This window comes from Campylobacter sp. CFSAN093238 (assembly GCF_012898015.1).
Taxonomy (GTDB): Bacteria; Campylobacterota; Campylobacteria; order Campylobacterales; family Campylobacteraceae; genus Campylobacter_D; species Campylobacter_D jejuni.
Map to the genome: position 1 here is coordinate 1,200,877 of NZ_CP040611.1, position 22,341 is coordinate 1,223,217.

A 22,341-nucleotide genomic window follows, 5' to 3' on the forward strand; every position below is an offset into this window, starting at 1 on the left:
CTTTTTGAATATCGCAAAAAAAGAACTTTTTATTGCTTGGTTTTTCTTGATTGCTGCTATTGTATTTGAAGTTTTAGGTACTAGTTTTTTAAAAATGGAAAATCAAATTTTAGGCTATATATTTATGGCTTTATTTATAGCTTTTTCTTATTTTTTTATGGGCAAGGCGATTAAAAAAATTCAAGTAGGCATAGCCTATGCCGTATGGGAACTTTTAGGGATTATTCTTATACTTTTAGTTTCTTTTATAGTTTTTAAAGAGAGTTTAACCTTAACTCAAATTTTAGGCATTGTTCTTTCTATCGTTGGAATTATCATGATTAATATAGGCGAGGTTAAAGAATAATGTATATTTTTATTATTGTTCTATCGGCATTGTTAGATATCGTAGCAAATTTATTGCTAAAAAAATCAGATGGTTTTAAGAATAAAATTTGGGGCTTAGCTGCGATTGTCAATGCTATACTTGCTTTTTTTCTACTTTCTTTTTCTTTAAAATATGTTCCTTTAAGCATAGCTTACTCAACTTGGGGTGCTATAGGCATCATAGGAACTTGTCTTGGTGGATGGATTTTATATAAAGAAAAATTAAACAAAATAGGAATTTTAGGTATCATTATCGTGATAATAGCAGTATTTTTGCTAAATTATTAAAACAGCAAAATGCGGTTTTAATGTTCCATTTTGTTTTTTGCTTCAATACCCATTAAAGAAAATGCGGTTTTAATACTAAGAGCAACCAAAGAAAATAATTTAAGCAAATCATTTTCATTTGCAGAGCCTACAACTTTATTTTCATTGTAGAATTTATGAAAATTTGCAGCTAAATTTTTAAGATAATCAGGAATTTTTTGCAAAGCTCTAGCCTCAAAAGCATCGTTTAAAACAGCCTTTAAATTCAAAGCTTCAAAAAGCAAATTTACGCCATCTTGATTTAAACTTTGTAAATCAGCTTTCATTACATCATCGATTTTTTTACCAGCTTTAGCAAACACTTGATGAATTCTAGCGTGTGCATAGTTGATATAATACACAGGATTAGAACTATCTTCTTTTTGCAAATCACTAATATCAAATTCCAAATGCGTATCGCATTTTTTGCTCAAAAAGATATAACGCAAAGCATCACTTCCTATCTCATCAACCACATCGCTCATCAAGATAAAATTTCCTGCTCTTTTACTCATTTTATAAGGTTCTCCATCTTTAAGTAGGGAAACCATTTGTGCTAAAATAATCTCAAGATTATTAGAGTCAAATCCCAAAAATTCCATTGCAGCTTTCATTCTAGGGATATAACCATGATGATCTGCTCCCCAAATATTAATACACTTTCCATAACCACGACTCATTTTATCTTTATGATAAACAATATCTGCTGCCAAATAAGTCCCGCGTCCATCTTCACGGATAATTACCCTATCTTTTTCATCGCCTTTTTGCGAAGAAGCAAGCCAAATTTTACCTTCTTGCTCGTAAATTCCTTTATGCTCTTTTAAAGATTCTAAAGTTGCATTTAAAGCATCATAATACGATCTTTCGCTTACATAGCTGTCAATTTTAATCTTTGCTTGTTCTAAATTTTGTTTAATCAAAACAAGCATTTTATCTTTTGCCCAATCAGCCAAACTAGGGATATTTTCTTCGCTAAAAAATTCTTTACCAAATTTTTCAAAAGCTTCTTTTGCTAAATCCGCTATATACTCGCCTTTGTAATATTGCTCTGGATATTCAACATTTTCATGAAGTATATTTTCTTTCACACTTAGTAAAATAGAAAGCCCTAGTAAATAAATTTGATTACCCGCATCATTGACATAGTATTCTGTATCGAATTTATAGCCCAAATGTCTTGCAAGTCTTGTTAAGGTGTCTCCAAAAACAGCACCTCTTGCATGTCCTATGTGTAAAGGCCCAGTAGGATTTGCACTCACATATTCAAGCAAAAAACTTTCTTGTTTTTTTTCTCCTTTAGTAAAATCATTTGGATTTGTTAAAGCCTGATTTGCAAGTTCATTTAAAAAAGTTTTGGAAATTCTAAAATTTAAATACCCATTTACAGCTTCAACTAATTCAAAACAATCATGATTTTGAAATTTGCTCGCTAAGTCGCTAGCGATCAACATAGGGGATTTTTTTAATTCCTTAGCCAGTGAAAAAGCCAAAGGGGTAGCAAAATGTGCTAAATTTTTATCCTTTGGATTTTCAAGCGCAAAATCACACTCTAAAATCTTTTTAATTTCATTAAAAATAATACTTTTCAAAAGACTAAACCTTAAGCTTTTTTTGTTTCGTCTATACTTGCATCAGCATTTGTATTATTAGTTGTGTTTTTGTTTTCTTCTATTTTTTGAGTATTTTTTGCTACTTCATCATCATTATTCATTTCATCTTTAAAAGTTTTAATACCTTTGCCTAAACCCTTTGCAAGTTCTGGAATTTTTTTTGCTCCAAAAAGCAATACAACAATCAATAAAATAATCAACCAATGACTTGGACTTGACCAACCACCCATTTTATTCTCCTTCATTCCAAATATTCTGAATTTGCCCTAGATTCTGCCCTTTGGTTCTAAATTTATGGGCGATTAAAATCGCTCGCAATGCTTCATAACTTTGCTTTAACTCATCGTTAATGATAAGATAATCATACTCGCTAAGCTCTTTCATTTCATCACTAGCGTTTTGTAATCTTTTTTCTAGTTGTATTATTGTATCAGTATTTCGCTTAATAAGTCTTTTTTTTAACTCATCTTTATTTTTTGTAGTAATAAAAACAGAAACAATCTTATCAGCCATTTTTTTTCTGGCTATTTTAAATCCTTGCACATCAATATCAAAAACAACTATTTTTCCATTATCTAAAGCATTTTGAGTGTGCTTTAAAGAAGTACCATAAAAATTTTCATGCACTCTAGCCCATTCTAAAAAATGATCACTATCTATACCTTTTTGAAATTCTTCATGGGATATAAAATGATAATGTATTCCATTTTTTTCACCCTCTCTTGGTTTGCGAGTTGTTGAAGAAATAGAAAAATAAAGCTCATCTTCAAATTCATCAAAAAGTTTTTTTAAAAGAGTTGATTTTCCAGCACCACTAGGACCTGAAATCAACAAAACAAAACCTTGCAATTTCAATCCTCTTTAAAACTAATGTTTATATTTATATTCATATTCATACCCTTAAGAGCAGCTTTTAAGGTATCATCTTTAATACTTGAAGTGATCGCTCCTGCTATGCTTTGGCTAAGCTCATTAACTATCTCTTCGCTATTATCATCTTTAGTTACATCACTTACTATAGGCTCTTCATTTTTTTCTAAGATTTCCTCTCCAAGAGCTTCTTGTATATCACTTTCTTTCAATGTATCAAAATCACTTATATTTAAATTTGGCACAACCACTTCCTCTTCATTTGTTCCTAATTCTTTATCGTCTAAAATTGGTTCATCTTTAAAATCTTCTAAGACCTTGCTACTATTGTCACTATCAATACCATAATCAAGCTCATCAAGTTGAGCTAGTTCTTCTTTGATTTGATCTTGAGTACTCAAATTTGAAGCAAAATCATCTATTTCATCTTGAATATCTTCTTCCACAACAGGAGCAAACTCCTCTAAATTTTCCTCTGATTCTTCATTATATTTTGCTTGACCTAAAAATTCAGCATCCTCAGGAAGATCATCAAAATCCATTTCTTTTTCTTGCTCTTCAACCTCAGGAAGATCATCAAAATCGCTTATATTAGCTTGTAATTCTTTATTATCTTCTAAATCTTCATCATTTTTATCATCTAGCTCATCTAAACTAGGCTCAGTATCCAAAGCTGTATGTTCTTGGCTTAAGTCTTCTTTTTCACTTTCGCCATCTTCTAAAGTTAAATCTAAATCAATTTGAGTGTCTTCTTGAGTCTGTTCTTTAATTGTTTCTTGTTCTAAATTGTCATGTTCTAAATTTTGAGTTTCTAAAGTTTTGTTTGAATTATCATCTTGAGATTCGCTAAGCTCTTCTTGCATTTCTAATGTATTTGTTTTAGAATCGTCTAATAATTCTTGCTTTTCTATTTCTTCATTTTTATCATCTTCTTTGATTTCTAAATCTTCATCATTTTTATCATCTAGCTCATCTAAACTAGGCTCAGTATCCAAAGCTGTATGTTCTTGGCTTAAGTCTTCTTTTTCACTTTCGCCATCTTCTAAAGTTAAATCTAAATCAATTTGAGTGTCTTCTTGAGTCTGTTCTTTAATTGTTTCATGTTCTAAATTGTCATGTTCTAAATTTTGAGTTTCTAAAGTTTTGTTTGAATTATCATCTTGAGCATCATCATCAAAACTCAAATCTTCCATTCCCTCTGAATTTATATCTAAAGAATTTTCATCAGGCAAATCATCTAAATTTAAATTATCTAAATCCAAGCTTATATCAGCATAAGGATTTTCATCATTGCTTAACATTGGCAAATCAATAGATGTATGCTTGTTCGCATCTTTATTATTAAGTAAATTTAAAAAATCTGTAGGTAAAAAAGGTTTTTGTAAAATTTGCGCATCTATATCTTCTACATTTTGATTTCGCGGGGCTAAAAAAATCAATCTATCGCATTTTTCTTTAAGAATTTTTAAAGGTGCTGGAGTATCACTATCTACAACAATCACATCATAATTACCCAAATTTTCACTATAAGCATTAAGTTCTTCAAAATCATAAGACATTTTTTTAGCACTAAGGCTTACAAGTCTTGAAACTACAGGGTTTTCATTTAAAAGTAAAATTTTCATCACTTTAATCCTTAAAAAATAATCGCTATTTTACGATAATTTCATTTATCCTTTCCTTAGGAGAAAAAAAGAGTTTGCATATGAGTAAAAAGTTCTAAAATTAAATTTTTAAAATATTGCATCATAACTAGTAAAATAGCAATCAAAACTACAAAACCTAGAGCTATCTTTATAGGATAGCCAATAACTAAAAGATTAAATTGTGGCATTGTTTTCATCAAAAGTCCAAAAATAACATCGGCTAAAAGTGAAATTCCAAGTATAGGAAAGCTCATAGCAAAACCTATGATGAAAATATTAAACATACCCATATTTAAATAATGCATTAAATTCTCATGCGGATAAAATCCACCTAAACTAATATAACCCAAAGAATGACTTAAAAACAAAAGCATTAAATGATGGCCATCAAAAGCAAGAAAAAACATCAAAGCAAGTAAATTTAAAATTTGAGATGTGATAGGCATACTCGTTCCAGAACTTGGATCTAATATACTTGCCATAGTAAATCCCATAGTAAAAGCAATCTGCTCACCTGCCATCATAATAATAGCAAAAATAATTTGAAGCATTAATCCTGCTATCATTCCAAAAATCACTTCACTAATAAGCTGTAAAACAAAAAAACTATCTAAATGCAAAGATTCTAATCTAGCCAAAGGATATAAATACATAGTCAAAAATAAAACTATAGTACTTTTTATCACCATAGGAATAGAATTATGTGAAAAAAAAGGAAAAAAAACTATAAGACCACTCATTCTAGCAAGAAGCAACATAAAAGTTACAACATTTTTATCACCTAAATAATTAACAAATTCCATTGGCGTTTATAGTATAAGTTTTATCACAAAAACTTGCAAGCTTGCTATCGTGAGTTACAAAAAATAAAGCTGCATCATTTTCTTTAACATAGGAAATTAAAAGCTCGATAACATTTTTAGCATTATCAAAATCCAAATTTCCAGTTGCTTCATCAGCAAAAATAATCTTTGGTTTTTTACAAAGCACACGTGCGATACTCACACGCTGTTGTTGTCCGCCGCTAAGCTTTCCTATTTTTTGATGTAAAAGCGTATCAATACCTAACCTTTTTAAAATTTTCTCATCTAAATCTTGACCCGATAAAACACTAGCAAGTTCGATATTTTCTAAAGCCGAAAAACCTTTAAAAAGATAATGTGTCTGAAAAATAATACCAAAATCATAACGGCGAATTTTTAATCTTTCGTTTTCATCTATCTGATAAAGACTAGAACCTTTAAAAAAAACTTCACCTTTTTTTGGAATCAATAAAGAAGAAAGTATATGCAAAAGAGTAGATTTACCACAACCGCTACTCCCTTGAATAGCAATGCAATCTTTGGTATTTAAAGTAAGATTTAAACCCTCAAAAAGCGGATAATCAAAACTATGGCTTAAATTTTCCGCTCTTAAGAGTTCCATTTTTAACCGTTTTTAAAGTTGTGCAGCAACTTCAGCCGCAAAATCTTCAGTTTTCTTTTCTAAACCTTCGCCAACTTCAAAGCAAATAAATTCAACAATTTTAATTTTTCCGCCAAATTCTTTTTCTTTTTCAGCAATTACTTGTTCTACAGTTTTTTTATCATCCATTACATAAAACTGACCCATTAAAGTAAGTTTGCTATCGAGTTGAGAATTATCAGCTATAAAACTATTCATTTTGCCCGGGATAATATTATCCCAAATTTTTTCAGGTTTACCTTGAGCTTTAAGTTCTTCTTTGATTTTTTCTTCAGCTTCTTTTAAAATTGCATCGCTTAATTGTTTGCGACTTGCAAATTGAGGAATTTTATGTTCAGGTTTATTTGGATCTTTAAGTCTGCGTCTTTCTTCATTTTCTTTTTCAAGTTCAGCAACCAAAGCTTTGTATTCATTTTCAACAAAAGTCATATCCAAATCTTCATAACTTAAATAACTTGGTCTCATTGCTGCAATATGCATACAAATTTGTCTTAATAAATCTCTTGATTTTGAAGCTACTTCAGCACTATCACAAGCTGCAGCGATCACAACACCAACACGGCCATTTGTATGAATATAACCATTTACAACGCCGTTAGCACCTGCTTTTAAAGTTGCAAATCTTCTTACAACTAAGTTTTCTCCTATAGTTGCAATTTGACTTTTTAAATATTCTTCAAATTTTACACCATTAATCGTACTTGAGTGAAGCTCTTCCACACTTTGCAAGCTATTGCTTTGAATATGAGCTGTAGTATCTTTTGTTAAAGCGATAAACTGATCATTTTTTGCCACAAAATCTGTTTCGGAATTAATCTCACTTACAGTTGCGCTTGTAAAATCATCACTTACTTTTACACTTACTAAACCTTCTGCAGCAAGTCTATCTGCTTTTTTAGCAGCCTTACCTAAACCTTTTTCTCTTAAAAGTTGTACTGCTTTATCAAAATCTCCATTAGTTTCACTCAAAGCATTTTTACAATCCATCATCCCCGCGCCTGTACTTTCGCGGAGTTCTTTTACCATTGCAGCAGTAATTTCAGCCATTATTCTTGCTCCTCACCGAAGTCTTCTTCGCTCATCGCTTCATCTAAAACTTCTTTTTTCTCTTCATCGGTGATTTCTTTTTCTTCATTTGCTAAAGCTTCGCCATCTTGTTCTCTTAAAGCTTTTCCTTCATTAATCGCTTCAGCCATTTCTTGGCAGAAAAGTTGCACTGAACGAATTGCATCATCATTTCCTGGAATAGGATAAGTTACCAAGTCAGGATCGCAGTTTGTATCTAGTGGAGCTACAACAGGAATTCTTAATCTATTTGCTTCTTGAACAGCAATTTTTTCTTTTACTGTGTCAATAACAAAAATCATATCAGGTTGAGTTTTCATATAACGAATTCCACCTAAATAAGCTAATAATTTTTCTTTTTTTCTTGTAAGCATTAAAGCTTCTTTTTTAGTTAAAAGTTTAATACTTCCATCTTCTTCCATTTTTTCAATTACTTCTAATTTTCTAATTGATTGGCGAATGGTACCAAAATTTGTCATCATACCGCCAAGCCATCTATGATTTACATAAGGCATACCGCATTTTTCAGCGTATTCTTTAATCGCTCCACCTGCTTGTTTTTTTGTCCCGACAAAAAGTATAGTTTTTCCTTCGGCAGCAGCGTCACGAACGATATTATAGGTATATCTAAAATATCTTAAAGTTTTTTGTAAATCAATTACATAAATACCTTTTCTCTCGCCAAAAATGAATTTTTTCATCTTTGGATTCCAGCGTCTTGTTTGGTGTCCAAAATGCACACCGCATTCTAATAAATCTCTCATACTAACCATGAGTTTCTCCTTATAAATTTAGCTTTATTCCTCCACATCCCTTAATTTACACAAGCTAAAAAGGATTGATGCGTGTGAAATGAAGCTAAGATTTTATCAAATTTAAGTTTAGTTTTTACTTATATATGTAGTCCTTGGTAAGGCTTAGATTATTATTGATTTCTTTTGTGATTAAAAATTGAAACAAATCCACGCTTCCAACACGAAAAGCAGAGGCACAAGAACGAAGGTATAAATCCCACATTCTTATAAATTCTTCATCATATTTTTCCCTTACCTTGTCCAATACTTTGTTAAAATTTTCATCCCATAAATCTAAAGTTTTTGCATAGTGCATTCTTAAACTTTCTGCTAAAAGAAGATGAAAATCCCACTCACTCATAGCACTTACAACCTCTCTTAAAGAAGGTAAATATCCTCCTGGAAAAATATATTTATCTATCCAAGCATTTGTTTTTCCTTCAAACATGGCTAAAATAGAATGTAAAAGCATAGAACCTCCAGGTTTTAACACTTGTTTTACTTTCATGAAATAAAGTCCTAAATTCTCTTTGCCTACATGTTCAAACATACCCACAGAAACAACTTTATCAAAATAATTTTCAAATTCTAAATCTTGATAATTTTGAAGTCTTATTTCTATTTTATCTTCAAGACCAAGTTCTTTTACTCTTTCCTTAGCTTTTTTACACTGCTCCTCTGAAATAGTAATTCCAACAACCTTAACTCCATACTTTTGAGCCGCCATAATAGAAAGCCAACCCCAGCCACAACCTATATCTAAAAGCTTTTCTCCTTCTTTTAAATCAAGTTTTTTAAGAGTATGTTCTATTTTGTTAATTTGAGCTTCATAAAGAGTATTATTAGGCTCTTTAAAATAAGCGCAAGAATAGCTCATAGTATCATCAAGCCAAAGCTTATAAAAATCATTACCTATATCATAATGACTTTTGATATTTTTACTTTCCTGTTTTTGGGCTATTTTACTCAAGATATCCTCTGTATTTTTTAAAAAACGCTTATTTGAAAAATAATACAAAACTTTAGCTATTTCATCATAATCACCTTCTATTTCTAGTTTAGACTCCATATAATGTTTTGCAAAAACTAAACTCGTATCACTAAATAATTTTAAAAAAGGTATTTTTTCTTTGAAAATTAAAGAAAATTTAGCAGGCTGATTACCCACATGAAATTCTTCTTGATCCCAAAATACAATTCTAAAATTTCCATAATTCCATTTTGAAAGAATAAATTTAATCATTTGTTTTTCAAGCATGACATACTCCAACTAATAAAAATTATTATTTGATAGTATCTCTTAATTATGTTTAAAATTTGATAAAATTGAAGAAAAGATAGAATTTTTGCCACAGATATAAAATAGTGGCAAAAATTTTATAATACTAATGTAATTTAGACCAAACAGAACGCTTCCAACCTATAGCAAAAATACTTAAAATTACAAAGAATATCATTACATAAATTCCTGTAGTTTTTCTTTCTTCTTTTTTGCTATCACCCACTTGATCAATATAAGATACAACCTTAGCCTGTGCAGCTTCTGTTAAACCTACTCTTGGCATAGCGGTTCCTGGAAGAAGTTTTTGAGTATTATTAATAAAATCATGTAAATATTGCTCACCACGAGATCTTATCATCATAGAAAGATCAGGTGGAACAGAACCTAAATAAGTTTTTAAATCATTTTGATTTGATGGAGTAAAAAAGCTATCGTATTTCATATCATGACAACGTCCGCAAGCCTCAATAAAAGTTGCTTTATCTTTAGCAAATTTTATATCTTTTTCCATTAAAGCTGCTTTTTGAGCACTATTTTCCATTTTAGCATATTTTGCCTCAACATCTTTCTTAATAGTAGCATCTTCATTGGCTTCAAATTTAACACTCACATCTTTAAGATAAGCAATTACATTGGCTATATTTGCATTTGTAGCTTCTTCACTTTCTCCTGAAGTATCTTTATTGTAAGCTGTCATAATAAAAGCATCGCCAAATTTATGATCTACTTTTAAAGCAAGCGCAGGATGCATAATCAAAGCTGCTAAAAATTTTTCATCAAAAATAGCACCAGCTGCACTAAGATCAGGCGGTATTACTCCCATAGAAGAATCAGTAATATTAGCTGCTATTCCATCTTCTTTTACACCATGACATGCAAAACAGATATTTTCAAAAAATTCTTTACCTTTTTTTGCATCACCCTTAGCAAAATCGATTTTTGCAACATCTGCCCAAAGTGTTTCAACCTTGCTTAATTCTTCTTTTGCTTTTTCAAGTTCTTTGTTTGCACTCTCTATTCTTTTAGCATCTCCTGAAGCTTGTGCATCTTTTAGAGCTAATTCTTTAGCTTCAACTATACCTTTTGCAAAAGTAGTATCTTCAACAGCAAAATCAAAATTTGCAGGAGCAACATGAGGCTTCATCACTGAATGAGCATAAGGCTCCACCCCCCAATATACAAGTGCAGTAAAAACTACTACAACTAAAAATATTTTTATTTCTCTCATTGTTTAGCTCCTTTTCTCTCCATAATAGTAATAACCGGTAAAACTACAATAAGTAAAAGTAAAAATACTATAGAAGCGTAAAATCCTACCCAAGCATTTACACCTGTTGGAGGTAATTTTCCATAAACTGTTAAAACAATTAAATCGATAAGCAATATCCAAAACCAAATGAAAAATAAAGGTCTTTCATGAGCTGGTTTTACCACATCACTTCTATCAAGCCAAGGAAGCAAGAAGAAAATCACTTGAGCAATACCAAATGCAGCCAAACCTATATCAAAAGCTTTAATACCTGCAATATCAAAGAAAAATCCTCTTAAAACTTCATAACTCCATAAGAAATACCACTCAGGATAAATATGAGCTGGTGTTTTAAGCGCATTAGCTGGATCAAAATTAATTGGATCCATTGCAAATTCAAATTTAAAACAGACCAAATAAAAGAAGAAAATCATAAAAAAGCTTATATACATAAAATCTTTTGATAAAAATCCTGGCCAAAAAGGAATCACTTTAGAACCCTTTGTGTCACCTGCCATGTATTTTTCAGCCTCTAAATCAAAGTCAAGTTCTTCAGAAATTTCATTATTAACATGAGGAATTCTTAAAGAATAGAAGTGAAATGCTATAATAGCAATGATAACTATAGGAAGCAAGCACACATGAAGCATAAAAAATCTTGTTAAAGTTGGATCAGAAACCGCATAATCTCCACGAATCCAAATCACAAGCTCAGGGCCAATAAATGGTATCCCTCCAAAAAGATTAGTGATTACTTGAGCTGCCCAATAACTCATTTGTCCCCAAGGAAGCATATACCCACTAAAAGCTTCAGCAGAAAATACAACAAACAAAAGCATACCGCTAACCCAAATCATCTCACGACCTTTTTTATAAGAACCGTAATAAATTCCTGTTAGCATATGTATGTATATAATCAAAAATACAACAGAAGCGGCAACACCATGCATGTGACGCCAAAGCCATCCATAGTCCACCTCTTGCATAATAGTCTTATTCACACTATCAAAAGCAAGTGCAGTATCTGGTTTATAATACATCACAAGTAAAAGTCCTGTAACAAAAAGCACTGCAAAAAGAGTGGTTAAAATAACCCCCATTGCCCAAAGAAAGTTAATTTGCTTTGGTATCCAATATTTTACCATTAAAACATCAAGCAGTTTATGTACCGCAAGTCTTTGATCAAGCCAATCTACAAGACCATTAGCTTTTCTAATTTGTGCCATCTTAAGCCTCCGCTATCATTTTTTTATATTCAGGACCCTCTTCACCTAAAACAAGCTTGGTTCCATCAATTTTAAAAGGAGGAATTTCAAGAGGCTTTGGAGGAGGTCCAAAGACATTTTTTCCACTTGTGTCAAATTCTCCACCATGACAGGCGCATTTAAACAATTGCTCACTTGGTTGGTAAGCAGGTATACAACCCAAATGCGTACAAAGTCCTATAACCACAGTATAAGCTGCGTTATCTACCACAACATCACGTTTTTCATCTTTTGGCATACTCGCATCTTTTTTTAATATAAAAATAGGCTTTTTACGCCATTCTATAGTTCTAAGCTCTCCATCTTGCATTCCTGATAAATCTACTGTAGTAAAACCTGCAGCTTTAACACTTGGAAGCGGATCCCAAGTTTTTTTCATCGCAACAAGTGAGAAAACACCGCCTACAGCAGCTACGCTTCCAAATGCAAAGCCCATAAAGCTTCGTCTACTCTCAGATGTAGCCATAACTTGCTCCTTTCGATTTTATTTTTTAACCAAGTTAAAAGTTTATCGAAATTAAAATAAATTTTTTCTTTGTTTAACAAGTTTTGATATTTAGACAATAAGAGCAAAAAGAGAAAAAACAAGCACAGGTAAAGTTATCAAAAAGCCAAATTTACAATATTGCCAAAAAGAAATATTAATGCCTTTTCTAGCCAAAACTCCAAGCCAAAGCAAAGTTGCTAAAGAACCTATTGGCGTAAGTTTTGGACCTATATTTACACCTAAAAGATGTGCATAAATCATCAAAGAATCAAAAGAAAAATTCTCAAAATATTCTTTTAATGCCAAATCTCCGATTAAAACCATAGGCAAATTATTAAACACAGAAGATCCAAAAGCTGAAATCAAAGCCACACCAAAAATTCCACTCTTATCTTGCATCAAAAAAGCATAGCTTTTAACCAAAATTTCACTCACACCTATTTTATGTAAAGCAAAAACCACCATATAAAGCCCAAAACTAAAAAGCAAAACTCCATAAGGTGCTTCAAAAAGAATTTTAATACTTTTTTTACCTTGAATTTTTAAAATAATAAGCCAAAAAATTCCCGCCCAAAGCAAAGCAAAAAAACTTATTTTAATATTAAAAATTTCACCTATAAAAAAACTGATAACAAAAAGAAATAAAAATACTATGCAAAGAAAAAACAATTTCAATGAAATTTGCTCTTTTTTGATTAATTTAAATTCAAGCCTTTTAGGTAAAACTCTCACATAAAGCACAAAAACCGTAACTATAGTAGAAAGCAAAACAAAAAAATTTGGCAAAAACATATTTTTAGCAAATTCTAAAAATTCTATCTTAAAATAATTTGCTGTGATGATATTGGTTAAATTTGAAATAACCAAAGCGTTTGAACTTGCATCACATAAAAAAGAAAGGCTAAGTAAAAAAGAACTTAAAATAAAAGCATGATTTTTACAATCTTTAAGAGTTGAAAATAAAGCTATAATAATAGGTGTAATGATTAAAATCGCTCCATCGTTAGCAAAAAATGCAGAAAGAAAAAATACAAAAATCAACAAAAATAACATCATTTTTTTTGTACTGATATAAATTTTTTCTTGATTTTTCTCTCTAGAAAAATACAAAATTTTACTCGCAATAAAATCAAAAAATCCCAAAGCTTCCAAGCTAAAAGAAAGGATAATCAACCCAACCAAAGTTAAAGAACTATCCCAAACCAAAGAAAAAACAAAAAAAGCATCTTTAAAATCTACCAATTGAAAAATAAAAACAAAAAAAGCCCCCAAGCTAGAAAATACCCAAATAGGTAAATTCCATGGACGCCAAAAAAGTAAAACTAAAGTAGATAAAAAAATAAAAAAAGCAAGCATTTAAGCTTTTTTCTTTTGCATTTTGATATAAATTTGCAAAATATCCAACGCTGCAGGAGTGATTCCACTGATTTGACTTGCAGCAAAAATGGTTGGAGGTTTATGATGATTAAGCTTTTCTACAACCTCATTACTCAAACCACTTACACTTTTAAAATCAAAATTTTCAGGAATTTTAAGCTCACTAAGATTTTTCATTTTTTCTACTTGAGCTTTTTGCATACTAATGTAATGATAATACTTTGCCTCATTTAAAATCTCTCTTAAGGAGTAATGATCCATGGTTTCAAATATAGGGTCAAGTTTTTTTAATTTTTCTATATCAAAACTTGCTCTTGCAACAATTTTTTGAAGATTGACTATAGAAGAAATTTTATCTTCTCCTAAACTCTCTAAAAAAGCATTATTTTGGTTGTTAGGCGTAAATTCTTTAGAAAGTAAAAATTCAAGTCCTTTTTGAAGATTGTTTGCGATATTTTGTATATAAGTAAAATCTTGCTCGCTTAAAAGCCCTAAATCATAGCCATATTTTCCAAGTCTAAGTATAGCATTTTCTTCCCTTAAAAGCAGTCTAAATTCCGCTCTTGAAGTAAACATTCTATAAGGTTCTTTTGTACCTTTTATTACTAAATCATCGATTAAAACTCCTATATAAGCTTCATCACGCCTTAAAATCAAAGGCTCTTTCATATCTATGCTTAAACTTGCATTGATTCCTGCCATAAAGCCTTGTGCTGCAGCCTCTTCATAACCTGTAGTTCCATTAATCTGTCCTGCACAATAAAGATTTTTAATCTTTTTAAGTTCTAAAGTATGCTTAAGTTCAGTTGGCTCTATATAATCATATTCTATAGCATAACCAAAACGGGTTATTTTAGCATTTTCAAAACCTTTTACAGAACGCAACATTTGAGTTTGTACTTCATAAGGTAAAGAAGTAGAAAAACCGTTAATATAATACTCCGTCGCATCGATAGTTTGAGGCTCTATAAAAAGATGATGACTTTCTTTGTCGCTAAAACGATTGATCTTATCTTCTATAGAAGGACAATACCTTGGCCCCACACCTTCAATCTGTCCCGTAAAAAGTGGAGCACGATAAAAATTATTCTTAATAATCTCATGTGTAGTTGTATTAGTGCGTGCAATATAACAAGGAAGTTGAGTAGGATTAAAATTTCTTGAACGAAAACTAAAAGCTTTAGGATTTACATCACCATCTTGAATTTCAAGCACACTAAAATCAATGCTTTTTGCATCTACTCTTGGGCAAGTTCCTGTTTTTAAACGTCCCATTTTTAAACCCAAAGTTTGCAGATAATTTCCTAAATTTACCGAAGCAAGCTCCCCTACCCTTCCTGCTTGAAGTTTATTTTCACCTACGTGAATAAGTCCATTTAAAAAAGTTCCTGTTGTTAGGATGACTTTTTTGGCAAAATATATATTTTCTAAATTTGTTTTTACGCCTTTAACTTCATCATTTTCTACGATTAAAACACTCGCTTGTTCTTGAGAAATTTCTAAATTTGGAAGTTTTAAAAGTTTATTACGTGCAATGATACGGTATTTATCCATATCAATTTGTGCCCTACTTCCTTGAACGGCTACACCCTTACTTTCATTTAAAATGCGAAATTGTATCCCTGCTTCATCGGTGATTTCACCCATAAGACCACCCATGGCATCAAGTTCTTTTACCAAATGCCCTTTAGCAAGTCCACCTATGGCTGGATTACAACTTGCCGCTCCTATTTGCTCAATCAATGTAGTTAAAAGTAAGGTTTTTTTACCCATTCTAGCAGCAGCAGCACTTGCTTCAACACCTGCATGTCCACCACCTATAACAATGACATCAAACATATTTTGCCTTGAAAAATGTGAATTTTTAAAAGAAAGATTATATAATATTTAGACTTAAAACAAACTCGTTTTAAGTCTAACAAAAATTTATTTAGCTTCTTGAAGAGAAAAGATTAGCTCATTATAAGTTTTATCTGCATCTTTGCAGAAATTTTTAAGCATCTCAACACCCTTATTTAAGCCTTGTTGCTGTTCTGCTCTTAAAAGATCGCTATAAAGACTTTCTATTGTAGAAATAGCGCTTTTATTTGGCATACGACGAACGGAATAATAACCTATGATATTATTATTAACATCTATTGATGGGGTTACATTTGCAAAAACCCAATAGTAATTGTTATCTTTGGTTTTATTTTTTACGTAAGCAAAAATTTCTTTGCCTTCTTTCATATAATCCCATAAATATTTAAAAACAGTTTTTGGCATCTCTTCATGTCTTACTATGTTATGAGGTTTATTTAAAACTTCACCCATGGTATAACCTGCATACTTTAAAAAATCATCATTTGCATAAACTATTTTACCTTTTAAATCTGTTTTAGAAGTAATTAAACTATCTTCTTGTAAAAAAATTTCTCTTGACATTTTCCCACCCTCTTAATTTATATTTTTAATTTTGCTAAGATTTCAGCACTTCTTTGCTCTAGTGATTTAATATCATTTACAATCGCATCATAAGCTTTTTGATCGATATAATCTTGACTTGATTCTTCTATTGCTTTTTTAGCGTTATCTTTTATAAATTCTTTAGCTAAATTTAACTCAGTTTCAGAACTAAGCTCATTAATAACACCTTGAGCTCTCTCATCTTGACAAAGATTAGAAATTGGATCTACACTTTCAAGATTGAAATTTTGAACCCCATTTAAATTTAAATATATATTTGATTTATAAAGAATATGATCGATTTTAACCACAGACAAAATCAATCTCTTTGCAAAGGATCCAAAATTAACACCAAGAGCACTACTATTTTCTTCTAGACGTTTAAAAGCTTGAGAAAATTTATTAATTCTTTCTTCAGATTCACTAACAATGTTAAAAACTTGCTCACTGCCACTTTGGATATTTACAAAATCTTGTTGCATAGTCTGAATTGCAATAGAAATTTCGCTTGTAGATCTTTGAGTTCTTTCTGCTAACTTTCTAACTTCATCAGCCACAACCGCAAAGCCCCTACCATGCTCTCCTGCACGCGCAGCTTCAATAGCAGCATTTAAAGCTAGAAGATTGGTTTGATCGGCTATATCGCGTATTACTTCAACCACTGAAGTGATATTTTGTGAATTAGCCACAAAAGTTTGTACTGTCTCCTTGCTCGAATTTACAACATCCATTAAAGAACCCATAGCACTTTGAAGAGAATCCACCTCTGAACCATTTTCTGTAGCTGTATGAGAAATGGCATCCACTGTATCATATACATTCTTCATCATGCTAATATCTTGATTTAATGAGCTAGAAATTTGAGACATGTCTTTACTTTGATTTCCAAGGCTTAAATCCATTAAAGTTCTTGATAAAGCATTTTTAAAAGTAGATCTTGCTGTCACTTCTATGTTTGCTAAAGCTTTATTTATAAATTCGATATTATGAGCAAAAATTCCTTTTAAACCTTCAGGCAAAGCCTTGCGATAAAATTCACCTTTTTGAGAACAAGAAATAGAAGTATTAATTTCCCTTAAGTAAGCTTCTAGCCCATCAATAGTATTGTTAAGATTATCTGCTATTTCGGCTAATTTTTTGCTTTTTGTTTTTACATAGATAATTCTATTGTCAAAATTTCCTTCTTTTAACTCTCTACAAAGAACCAAAAGTTTATCTATCATTATTTGCTCATCTTTGTGTTGTCTAAGCAAATAAATCATTAAAACAGCGATTAAAACAAAAATTATCGCTCCAACAAAAATATGAATAAAAATGACACCTAAAACACCGATAACACTTAGAAAAATAGTTGATAATAATCCATTTTTCACCATAAATTTACCCCTTTTATTGAAAATTTTTTGAAATCATAAATCAAAACAATACTTTAATAATATATTACTTTAATTTTTAGGCGAAAATTATACAATAAAAAAGATTAAATATATCTTATTTAGTTATTTTCTTGTAAGTTAAAAATAAGTTCATTATAAGTCATTTTATAAGAACTTACAATATCCATTAAAGCTGAAACTCCAGCATTAATGCCTGATTTTTGCTCTTTTTCAAGTAAAATTTTATAAACTTCTTCAATTATAGAAAGAGATTTTCTATTGGGTGCACGACGAACAGAATAATAATTGATGATATCTCCATTAGCATCAAATGAAGCACTTACATTTGCAAAAACCCAGTAAAAATTACCATCTTTGGATTTATTTTTCACAAATGCAAAAATTTCATCTCCTTTTTGAATATAATCCCAAAGACATTTAAATACAGTGCGTGGCATATCTTCATGTCTTACTATATTATGAGATTTATATAAAAGCTCATCGACTTTATAACCTGCGTATTTTAAAAAGTCATTATTGGCATAAATGATATTCCCCTTAAGATCTGTTTTAGAAGTAATTAAAGCATTTTCAGACAAAACTATTTCTTTCATAATTTAAAACATCCCAATAAAACAAATAAATCAAAAATAGAATTATTACCAATAATAAATAACAAAAAGCAAACTGAATTACAAAATTATAAAATTTTCAAAAATATTTTAAATTTTATAATGCAAATAATGAGAAATTTTGTAACGTTTATATAAAAAATTATCATATCATATAAAAGAAAGTATTTCTAGATTTGTTTTTTTGTTAAAATTTACGATACACATTGTTAAAATTATATTTTACAAAGATCAAAAGGAGTGAATAAACTTGGAAACTTTAAGTCAAACTTTAGCTGAAAGAAAACCGCCTTTATATAAACGTATTATAAAAAGTCTTGGATTTTGGGTGATTATAGGCATTATTACAGGTATTGTACTTGGCTATACAGATAAAGAATTAGCCATTGCTAGCAAACCAGGAGTTGATTATTTTATAGGTGCTTTAAAGGTTCTTATAGGCCCTATTATTTTTGTTACTTTGGTTTTGGGCATCATTAGTCTTGAAAGTTTAAAAAAAGTAGGTAGCATTGGTGCTAAAGCGGTTATTTACTTTGAAGTTGTAAGTACTTTAGCACTTGCTATAGGTATTTTTATGGCAAATGTTATGCAACCAGGCCATGGAATGAATCTTGATCCAAGTCAACTTGATACAAAAAGCGTTCAAAAATACATTTCTCAAACCACAGAAGTAAGTGCGAGCTCTGAGATTATGCATATTTTAAAAGATGCTATGCCTACTGATATTATCACACCTTTTACAGAAGGAAAAACCATACAAGTTTTAGTTATTGCCATAATTACTGCTTTGATTATTTCTTTAATGAGAATAGAAGACAAACAGGCAATTCAAAGAGTTTTTGAAGTGGTACAAAATTTTGTTTTTAAAATTCTACAAATCATTATGTATTTTAGTCCTATTGCCGCCTTTTCAGCAATGGCTGTACTCATAGCTCAATACGGAATTGGCTCTTTGATCAACTTAGCATATTTACTTTTAGTAATGCTGATTTCATGTCTTGTTTTTATATTTGGAATCTTAGGTCTGATTTGTTATTTTGCAAAAGTAAATATCTTCAAATTTATGAGATTTATCTCAAGAGAAGTATTGATCGTTTTTGCAACCAGTTCAAGCGAGTCTGCACTTGCTCCTTTAATGAGAAAACTAGAAAAAGCAGGACTTTCTAAAGCAACAGTCGGACTTGTTTTACCAACGGGATATAGTTTTAATCTTGATTGTACAAATATTTATCTAGCTATGAGCTTAATCTTTCTAGCACAAGCTTTCAATGTAAATTTAAGTTTAGCACACGAAATCAGTATTTTAATAGTATTAATGATAGCCTCAAAAGGTGCAGTAGGTGTAACTGGATCAGGTTTTATAGTGCTTGGAAGTACGCTTGCGGCTCTAGGAAATATGGAAATTTCAGAAGCAAATGCAACCTTAGCACAAGTTCTACCAGTAGCTGCTATAGGTGTTCTTTTAGGTGTTGATAAATTTATGTCTGAAATGAGAGCGGTTGGAAATCTTTGCGGAAATTCAGTAGCAGCTTTAATCGTTGCTATCTGGGATAAACAAATTGATTGGGAAAAATTCCGCTACGCTATGGACAATCCAGAAAAATTTCATAATGCTGGAATGAACTAATGAGTTCTTTGGAGGAAATCATATCGATTAACCTCCTCTAAAGTATTATCTTTTTTTCTAAATTGCTTTAAAAAACTTTCATTGAAATTAAAACTAAATCCAACTTGAACAACAGTATCATCAACAGTCTCTCTTGTACTATAATCACGACGCAATAAATTTAAACTAAATACACTATAAGGAGAGTAAGATACTTGATAATTAGTTTTATCATTATCCTTACTTATATCAAAAGCAAAAGCGGTATAAGTTGGAATTACAAAACTCATTCCAAGCTGTAATTTTTTTTCTGCTTCATTGGGTATATAATAATTACTATAAGCCTTTATAAATTTACTATAACCAAACTCTGTACCAAAGCTTTTAGTATCTTTTTGTTCTTTTTGTTTATCAATAAAACCATTAACTCCAAATAAAAAATCATCTTTTTCATAACGATTGATTAAACCCCCTGAGTAATTATAATTATCTTGAGCCACAAAAAGTTCTTTTTGAAAAAGCAAAGAATTATTCTCCCCCTCATAAAGAGAACTTAAATTTTTAACCTGCGCGTTTTCATTTTGAAAATCTAAATTCCCATCTGTTTTATCTATACCATTATTATTTTCTAAAGTTTTTGAAAGTAAGCTATCAAAAGTGCTTTTAAAATCCACATTCTCTTCTTGAATTTTTGGAGCTTCTTTGGTATTTTTATAATCAAAGTGCTCCCAAGAATTTTGATTATTATTTTTTGCTAAAGCCTCTGTAAGTTCATCGCCATTGAGTAAAGAAAACAATGCTATTATATAAAAAATACCCCTCATTATTCTTATATTCCTTATTATTTCTTGTTTAAGTATTTATTATAAAAAAATAATATAAATAAAAATTCCACAAAGACTAAAAAATAAAATTAGCAAATTTAAAGTAAATAAGTGTATAATTAAAATAAAAAAGGGTTATTAATGCAAAAAGACAACCTCATAGCTTTTGTTATTTTTATTATCAGTACTATCGCATTTGTTATTTGGGGATTTGGTTATATTTCGCAACATCAATTGATTCTTTTTATTCTTGCTTCTATATTTGGCATTTTTATGGCATTTAATATAGGTGGAAATGATGTAGCCAATTCTTTTGGAACAAGCGTTGGCGCAAAAACAGTAACCATTAAACAAGCTTTAATTATAGCAGCTGTTTTTGAGCTAAGCGGGGCAATCTTCGCAGGCGCAGAAGTTACTAAGACCATACGCAGCGGTATTGTTATTTTTCCAAATTCTTTAGATCCTATGCTTTTTGTTATCATTATGCTTGCTGCACTTTTAAGCTCTGGGGTTTGGATTTTTATTGCAACCAAGAAAGGCTTACCTGTATCAACCACACACAGTATAGTTGGTGGGATTGTAGGTGCTAGTATTATGATGGGGCTTTTAAAATTTGATGGAATCCAAACACTCTCTATGGTTAAATGGAGTGAAATTTTAAGAATAGCTATTTCTTGGGTAGCTTCGCCTCTTTTAGGGGGTATTGTAGCTTATATTATTTATTCATATATTGATAAGAAAATTTTAAAACCATCAGAAAAACTAAATGATGATTTGAAAAATATCAAAAAAGAAAGAAAAAAATTCAAAGAAGAATATTTTTTAAATTTAAAAACAAAATCCCAAGAAGAACAAATCAAAGAACTTTCCGCTATAGCTTTGGATGAAGAAGAACAAGAAAATAATTTCTATAGAAATAAAATGAAGGAATTTAAAGAACAAGAAAAAGATATAGATATTTACTCTATTTTAAAAACTCATATGCCAATCATTGCTTGTATTGCTGCTGCTATCATTTCGGCAATGTTTTTATTTAAAGGTTTAAATAATGTTAGCACTTTGGATATTTTACAAAACTTTTGGATTATCGGAATTATAGGAACTATAAGTTATGTTGTAACATTTGCTATAGTCAAAATCGTTAAAAAAACAGAACTTAATAAAACTACTGATAGAATTTTCTCATGGTTTCAAATATTTACAGCCTCTAGTTTTGCATTTTCACACGGAGCCAATGATATAGCCAATGCTATAGGTCCTTTTGCAGCGATTTTAGATGTCTTAAAAAACGGCACAATTAACGCGACTTCTCCTGTACCTTTTGCTGCTTTAGCTATGTTTGGAGTTGCTCTAGTTGTAGGACTTTGGTTTTTAGGTAAAGAAGTGATTACTACAGTGGGTTCAAAACTTGCAACCATACGGCCTACTACTGGATTTTCTGCAGAACTTGGTGCAAGCATAGTTATACTCTTAGCTACACAATTTGGAATTCCTGTTAGCTCCACCCATATACTCATAGGTGCTATCTTGGGTATAGGAGTGTATAATAAAAACGCAAATTGGATTATGATGAAGCCTATAGGATTGGCTTGGATTATCACTTTACCAGCCGCTGGTATTATGGCAGCACTTGTATTTTTAGGATTTAAACTATCTTTAGGAATTTAAGTAAAG

The 22,341-nt window shown here is 30.6% G+C and carries 22 protein-coding genes; 4 read left to right on the forward strand and 18 right to left on the reverse strand.

All coding sequences use genetic code 11. The features are described 5' to 3' along the window. The first annotated feature begins 4 nt into the window (after nucleotides 1-4). Together FBF21_RS06230 and FBF21_RS06235 are read left to right on the forward strand one after the other, a co-directional pair. Nucleotides 5-346, forward strand: coding sequence for a multidrug efflux SMR transporter (locus FBF21_RS06230; protein ID WP_002852742.1), 342 nt, complete (start codon nucleotides 5-7; stop codon nucleotides 344-346). Continuing rightward, nucleotides 346-654 (forward strand): multidrug efflux SMR transporter, encoded by a 309-nt coding sequence (locus FBF21_RS06235; RefSeq protein WP_002777309.1) that lies wholly within the window; start codon nucleotides 346-348, stop codon nucleotides 652-654. Before FBF21_RS06230 ends, FBF21_RS06235 begins: the two co-directional genes overlap by 1 nt. 17 nt (nucleotides 655-671) lie before the next feature. On the opposite strand, the gene argS is transcribed toward FBF21_RS06235, so the two are convergent. The 17 genes from argS to cetC form a co-directional block, all read right to left on the reverse strand. Beyond that, nucleotides 672-2,264 carry an arginine--tRNA ligase gene (gene argS / locus FBF21_RS06240; RefSeq protein ID WP_002852838.1) on the reverse strand — a complete coding sequence of 531 codons (1,593 nt, stop codon included), beginning with the start codon at nucleotides 2,262-2,264 and terminating at the stop codon, nucleotides 672-674. Between the two features lie 11 nt (nucleotides 2,265-2,275). Further along, a complete protein-coding gene (locus FBF21_RS06245) occupies nucleotides 2,276-2,515 on the reverse strand; it encodes a twin-arginine translocase TatA/TatE family subunit (protein WP_002852866.1) in 240 nt (79 codons plus the stop codon). A gap of 1 nt (nucleotide 2,516) precedes the next feature. Next, the gene (gmk, locus tag FBF21_RS06250) at nucleotides 2,517-3,140 is read right to left on the reverse strand and encodes a guanylate kinase (RefSeq protein ID WP_002860253.1); all 624 of its coding nucleotides are present in this window, start codon (nucleotides 3,138-3,140) and stop codon (nucleotides 2,517-2,519) included. Next, nucleotides 3,137-4,780 (reverse strand): hypothetical protein, encoded by a 1,644-nt coding sequence (locus tag FBF21_RS06255; protein ID WP_057991105.1) that lies wholly within the window; start codon nucleotides 4,778-4,780, stop codon nucleotides 3,137-3,139. Before FBF21_RS06255 ends, gmk begins: the two co-directional genes overlap by 4 nt. A 56-nt stretch (nucleotides 4,781-4,836) precedes the next feature. Beyond that, nucleotides 4,837-5,604 (reverse strand): flagellar biosynthetic protein FliR, encoded by a 768-nt coding sequence (gene fliR / locus FBF21_RS06260; protein WP_002860425.1) that lies wholly within the window; start codon nucleotides 5,602-5,604, stop codon nucleotides 4,837-4,839. Continuing rightward, the gene (locus FBF21_RS06265) at nucleotides 5,591-6,226 is read right to left on the reverse strand and encodes an ABC transporter ATP-binding protein (protein ID WP_002852807.1); all 636 of its coding nucleotides are present in this window, start codon (nucleotides 6,224-6,226) and stop codon (nucleotides 5,591-5,593) included. Before FBF21_RS06265 ends, fliR begins: the two co-directional genes overlap by 14 nt. Nucleotides 6,227-6,238: 12 nt before the next feature. Beyond that, the gene (tsf, locus tag FBF21_RS06270; protein WP_002852901.1) at nucleotides 6,239-7,312 is read right to left on the reverse strand and encodes a translation elongation factor Ts; all 1,074 of its coding nucleotides are present in this window, start codon (nucleotides 7,310-7,312) and stop codon (nucleotides 6,239-6,241) included. Further along, entirely contained in the window at nucleotides 7,312-8,103 is a 792-nt protein-coding gene (gene rpsB, locus FBF21_RS06275; RefSeq protein ID WP_002853455.1) for a 30S ribosomal protein S2, read from the reverse strand. The genes tsf and rpsB overlap by 1 nt, the downstream gene beginning before the upstream one ends. Nucleotides 8,104-8,218: 115 nt before the next feature. Next, nucleotides 8,219-9,382 carry a cyclopropane-fatty-acyl-phospholipid synthase family protein gene (locus FBF21_RS06280; protein ID WP_002852655.1) on the reverse strand — a complete coding sequence of 388 codons (1,164 nt, stop codon included), beginning with the start codon at nucleotides 9,380-9,382 and terminating at the stop codon, nucleotides 8,219-8,221. A 127-nt stretch (nucleotides 9,383-9,509) separates the two neighbouring features. Then, nucleotides 9,510-10,634 (reverse strand): cytochrome c1, encoded by a 1,125-nt coding sequence (locus FBF21_RS06285; RefSeq protein ID WP_002876283.1) that lies wholly within the window; start codon nucleotides 10,632-10,634, stop codon nucleotides 9,510-9,512. Then, a complete protein-coding gene (locus FBF21_RS06290) occupies nucleotides 10,631-11,881 on the reverse strand; it encodes a cytochrome bc complex cytochrome b subunit (protein WP_002852758.1) in 1,251 nt (416 codons plus the stop codon). Before FBF21_RS06290 ends, FBF21_RS06285 begins: the two co-directional genes overlap by 4 nt. A 1-nt stretch (nucleotide 11,882) precedes the next feature. Further along, complete coding sequence (petA, locus tag FBF21_RS06295; protein ID WP_002852880.1) at nucleotides 11,883-12,386, reverse strand: ubiquinol-cytochrome c reductase iron-sulfur subunit; 504 nt, start codon at nucleotides 12,384-12,386, stop codon at nucleotides 11,883-11,885. A gap of 90 nt (nucleotides 12,387-12,476) precedes the next feature. Beyond that, complete coding sequence (locus FBF21_RS06300) at nucleotides 12,477-13,763, reverse strand: arsenic transporter (RefSeq protein ID WP_002876285.1); 1,287 nt, start codon at nucleotides 13,761-13,763, stop codon at nucleotides 12,477-12,479. Continuing rightward, a complete protein-coding gene (mnmG, locus tag FBF21_RS06305) occupies nucleotides 13,764-15,623 on the reverse strand; it encodes a tRNA uridine-5-carboxymethylaminomethyl(34) synthesis enzyme MnmG (protein ID WP_002799340.1) in 1,860 nt (619 codons plus the stop codon). Nucleotides 15,624-15,710: 87 nt separating this feature from the next. Continuing rightward, the gene (cetB, locus tag FBF21_RS06310; protein ID WP_002777340.1) at nucleotides 15,711-16,208 is read right to left on the reverse strand and encodes a bipartate energy taxis response protein CetB; all 498 of its coding nucleotides are present in this window, start codon (nucleotides 16,206-16,208) and stop codon (nucleotides 15,711-15,713) included. A gap of 17 nt (nucleotides 16,209-16,225) precedes the next feature. Then, nucleotides 16,226-17,605: a bipartate energy taxis response protein CetA gene (gene cetA, locus FBF21_RS06315; protein WP_168985456.1), complete on the reverse strand. Its 1,380-nt coding sequence runs from the start codon at nucleotides 17,603-17,605 to the stop codon at nucleotides 16,226-16,228. 119 nt (nucleotides 17,606-17,724) lie between these two features. Next, the gene (gene cetC, locus FBF21_RS06320) at nucleotides 17,725-18,219 is read right to left on the reverse strand and encodes an energy taxis response protein CetC (protein ID WP_002852821.1); all 495 of its coding nucleotides are present in this window, start codon (nucleotides 18,217-18,219) and stop codon (nucleotides 17,725-17,727) included. Nucleotides 18,220-18,487: 268 nt separating this feature from the next. Here cetC and FBF21_RS06325 point away from each other — a divergent pair, with 268 nt between their 5' ends. After that, on the forward strand, nucleotides 18,488-19,864 hold the full coding sequence (locus FBF21_RS06325; protein ID WP_002852850.1) for a cation:dicarboxylase symporter family transporter: 1,377 nt from the start codon (nucleotides 18,488-18,490) through the stop codon (nucleotides 19,862-19,864). Here FBF21_RS06325 and FBF21_RS06330 read toward each other — a convergent pair. Continuing rightward, nucleotides 19,861-20,667, reverse strand: coding sequence for an inverse autotransporter beta-barrel domain-containing protein (locus FBF21_RS06330; protein ID WP_002914257.1), 807 nt, complete (start codon nucleotides 20,665-20,667; stop codon nucleotides 19,861-19,863). The two genes, FBF21_RS06325 and FBF21_RS06330, sit on opposite strands and share 4 nt — an antisense overlap. 141 nt (nucleotides 20,668-20,808) lie before the next feature. Between FBF21_RS06330 and FBF21_RS06335 the strand changes: the two genes are divergently transcribed. After that, on the forward strand, nucleotides 20,809-22,335 hold the full coding sequence (locus tag FBF21_RS06335; protein WP_002867379.1) for an inorganic phosphate transporter: 1,527 nt from the start codon (nucleotides 20,809-20,811) through the stop codon (nucleotides 22,333-22,335). The last annotated feature ends 6 nt before the right edge of the window (nucleotides 22,336-22,341 follow it).

Coding starts and splice junctions, on each gene's coding strand:
- FBF21_RS06300 (WP_002876285.1), bottom strand. CDS start 13,763: ATGCTTGCTTTTTTTATTTTTTTATCTACTTTAGTTTTACTTTTTTGG.
- rpsB (WP_002853455.1), bottom strand. CDS start 8,103: ATGGTTAGTATGAGAGATTTATTAGAATGCGGTGTGCATTTTGGACAC.
- cetC (WP_002852821.1), bottom strand. CDS start 18,219: ATGAAAGAAATAGTTTTGTCTGAAAATGCTTTAATTACTTCTAAAACA.
- tsf (WP_002852901.1), bottom strand. CDS start 7,312: ATGGCTGAAATTACTGCTGCAATGGTAAAAGAACTCCGCGAAAGTACA.
- FBF21_RS06285 (WP_002876283.1), bottom strand. CDS start 10,634: ATGAGAGAAATAAAAATATTTTTAGTTGTAGTAGTTTTTACTGCACTT.
- cetA (WP_168985456.1), bottom strand. CDS start 17,605: ATGGTGAAAAATGGATTATTATCAACTATTTTTCTAAGTGTTATCGGT.
- fliR (WP_002860425.1), bottom strand. CDS start 5,604: ATGGAATTTGTTAATTATTTAGGTGATAAAAATGTTGTAACTTTTATG.
- FBF21_RS06335 (WP_002867379.1), top strand. CDS start 20,809: ATGCAAAAAGACAACCTCATAGCTTTTGTTATTTTTATTATCAGTACT.
- FBF21_RS06265 (WP_002852807.1), bottom strand. CDS start 6,226: ATGGAACTCTTAAGAGCGGAAAATTTAAGCCATAGTTTTGATTATCCG.
- FBF21_RS06280 (WP_002852655.1), bottom strand. CDS start 9,382: ATGCTTGAAAAACAAATGATTAAATTTATTCTTTCAAAATGGAATTAT.
- cetB (WP_002777340.1), bottom strand. CDS start 16,208: ATGTCAAGAGAAATTTTTTTACAAGAAGATAGTTTAATTACTTCTAAA.
- FBF21_RS06290 (WP_002852758.1), bottom strand. CDS start 11,881: ATGGCACAAATTAGAAAAGCTAATGGTCTTGTAGATTGGCTTGATCAA.
- FBF21_RS06330 (WP_002914257.1), bottom strand. CDS start 20,667: ATGAGGGGTATTTTTTATATAATAGCATTGTTTTCTTTACTCAATGGC.
- mnmG (WP_002799340.1), bottom strand. CDS start 15,623: ATGTTTGATGTCATTGTTATAGGTGGTGGACATGCAGGTGTTGAAGCA.
- petA (WP_002852880.1), bottom strand. CDS start 12,386: ATGGCTACATCTGAGAGTAGACGAAGCTTTATGGGCTTTGCATTTGGA.
- FBF21_RS06235 (WP_002777309.1), top strand. CDS start 346: ATGTATATTTTTATTATTGTTCTATCGGCATTGTTAGATATCGTAGCA.
- FBF21_RS06245 (WP_002852866.1), bottom strand. CDS start 2,515: ATGGGTGGTTGGTCAAGTCCAAGTCATTGGTTGATTATTTTATTGATT.
- FBF21_RS06255 (WP_057991105.1), bottom strand. CDS start 4,780: ATGAAAATTTTACTTTTAAATGAAAACCCTGTAGTTTCAAGACTTGTA.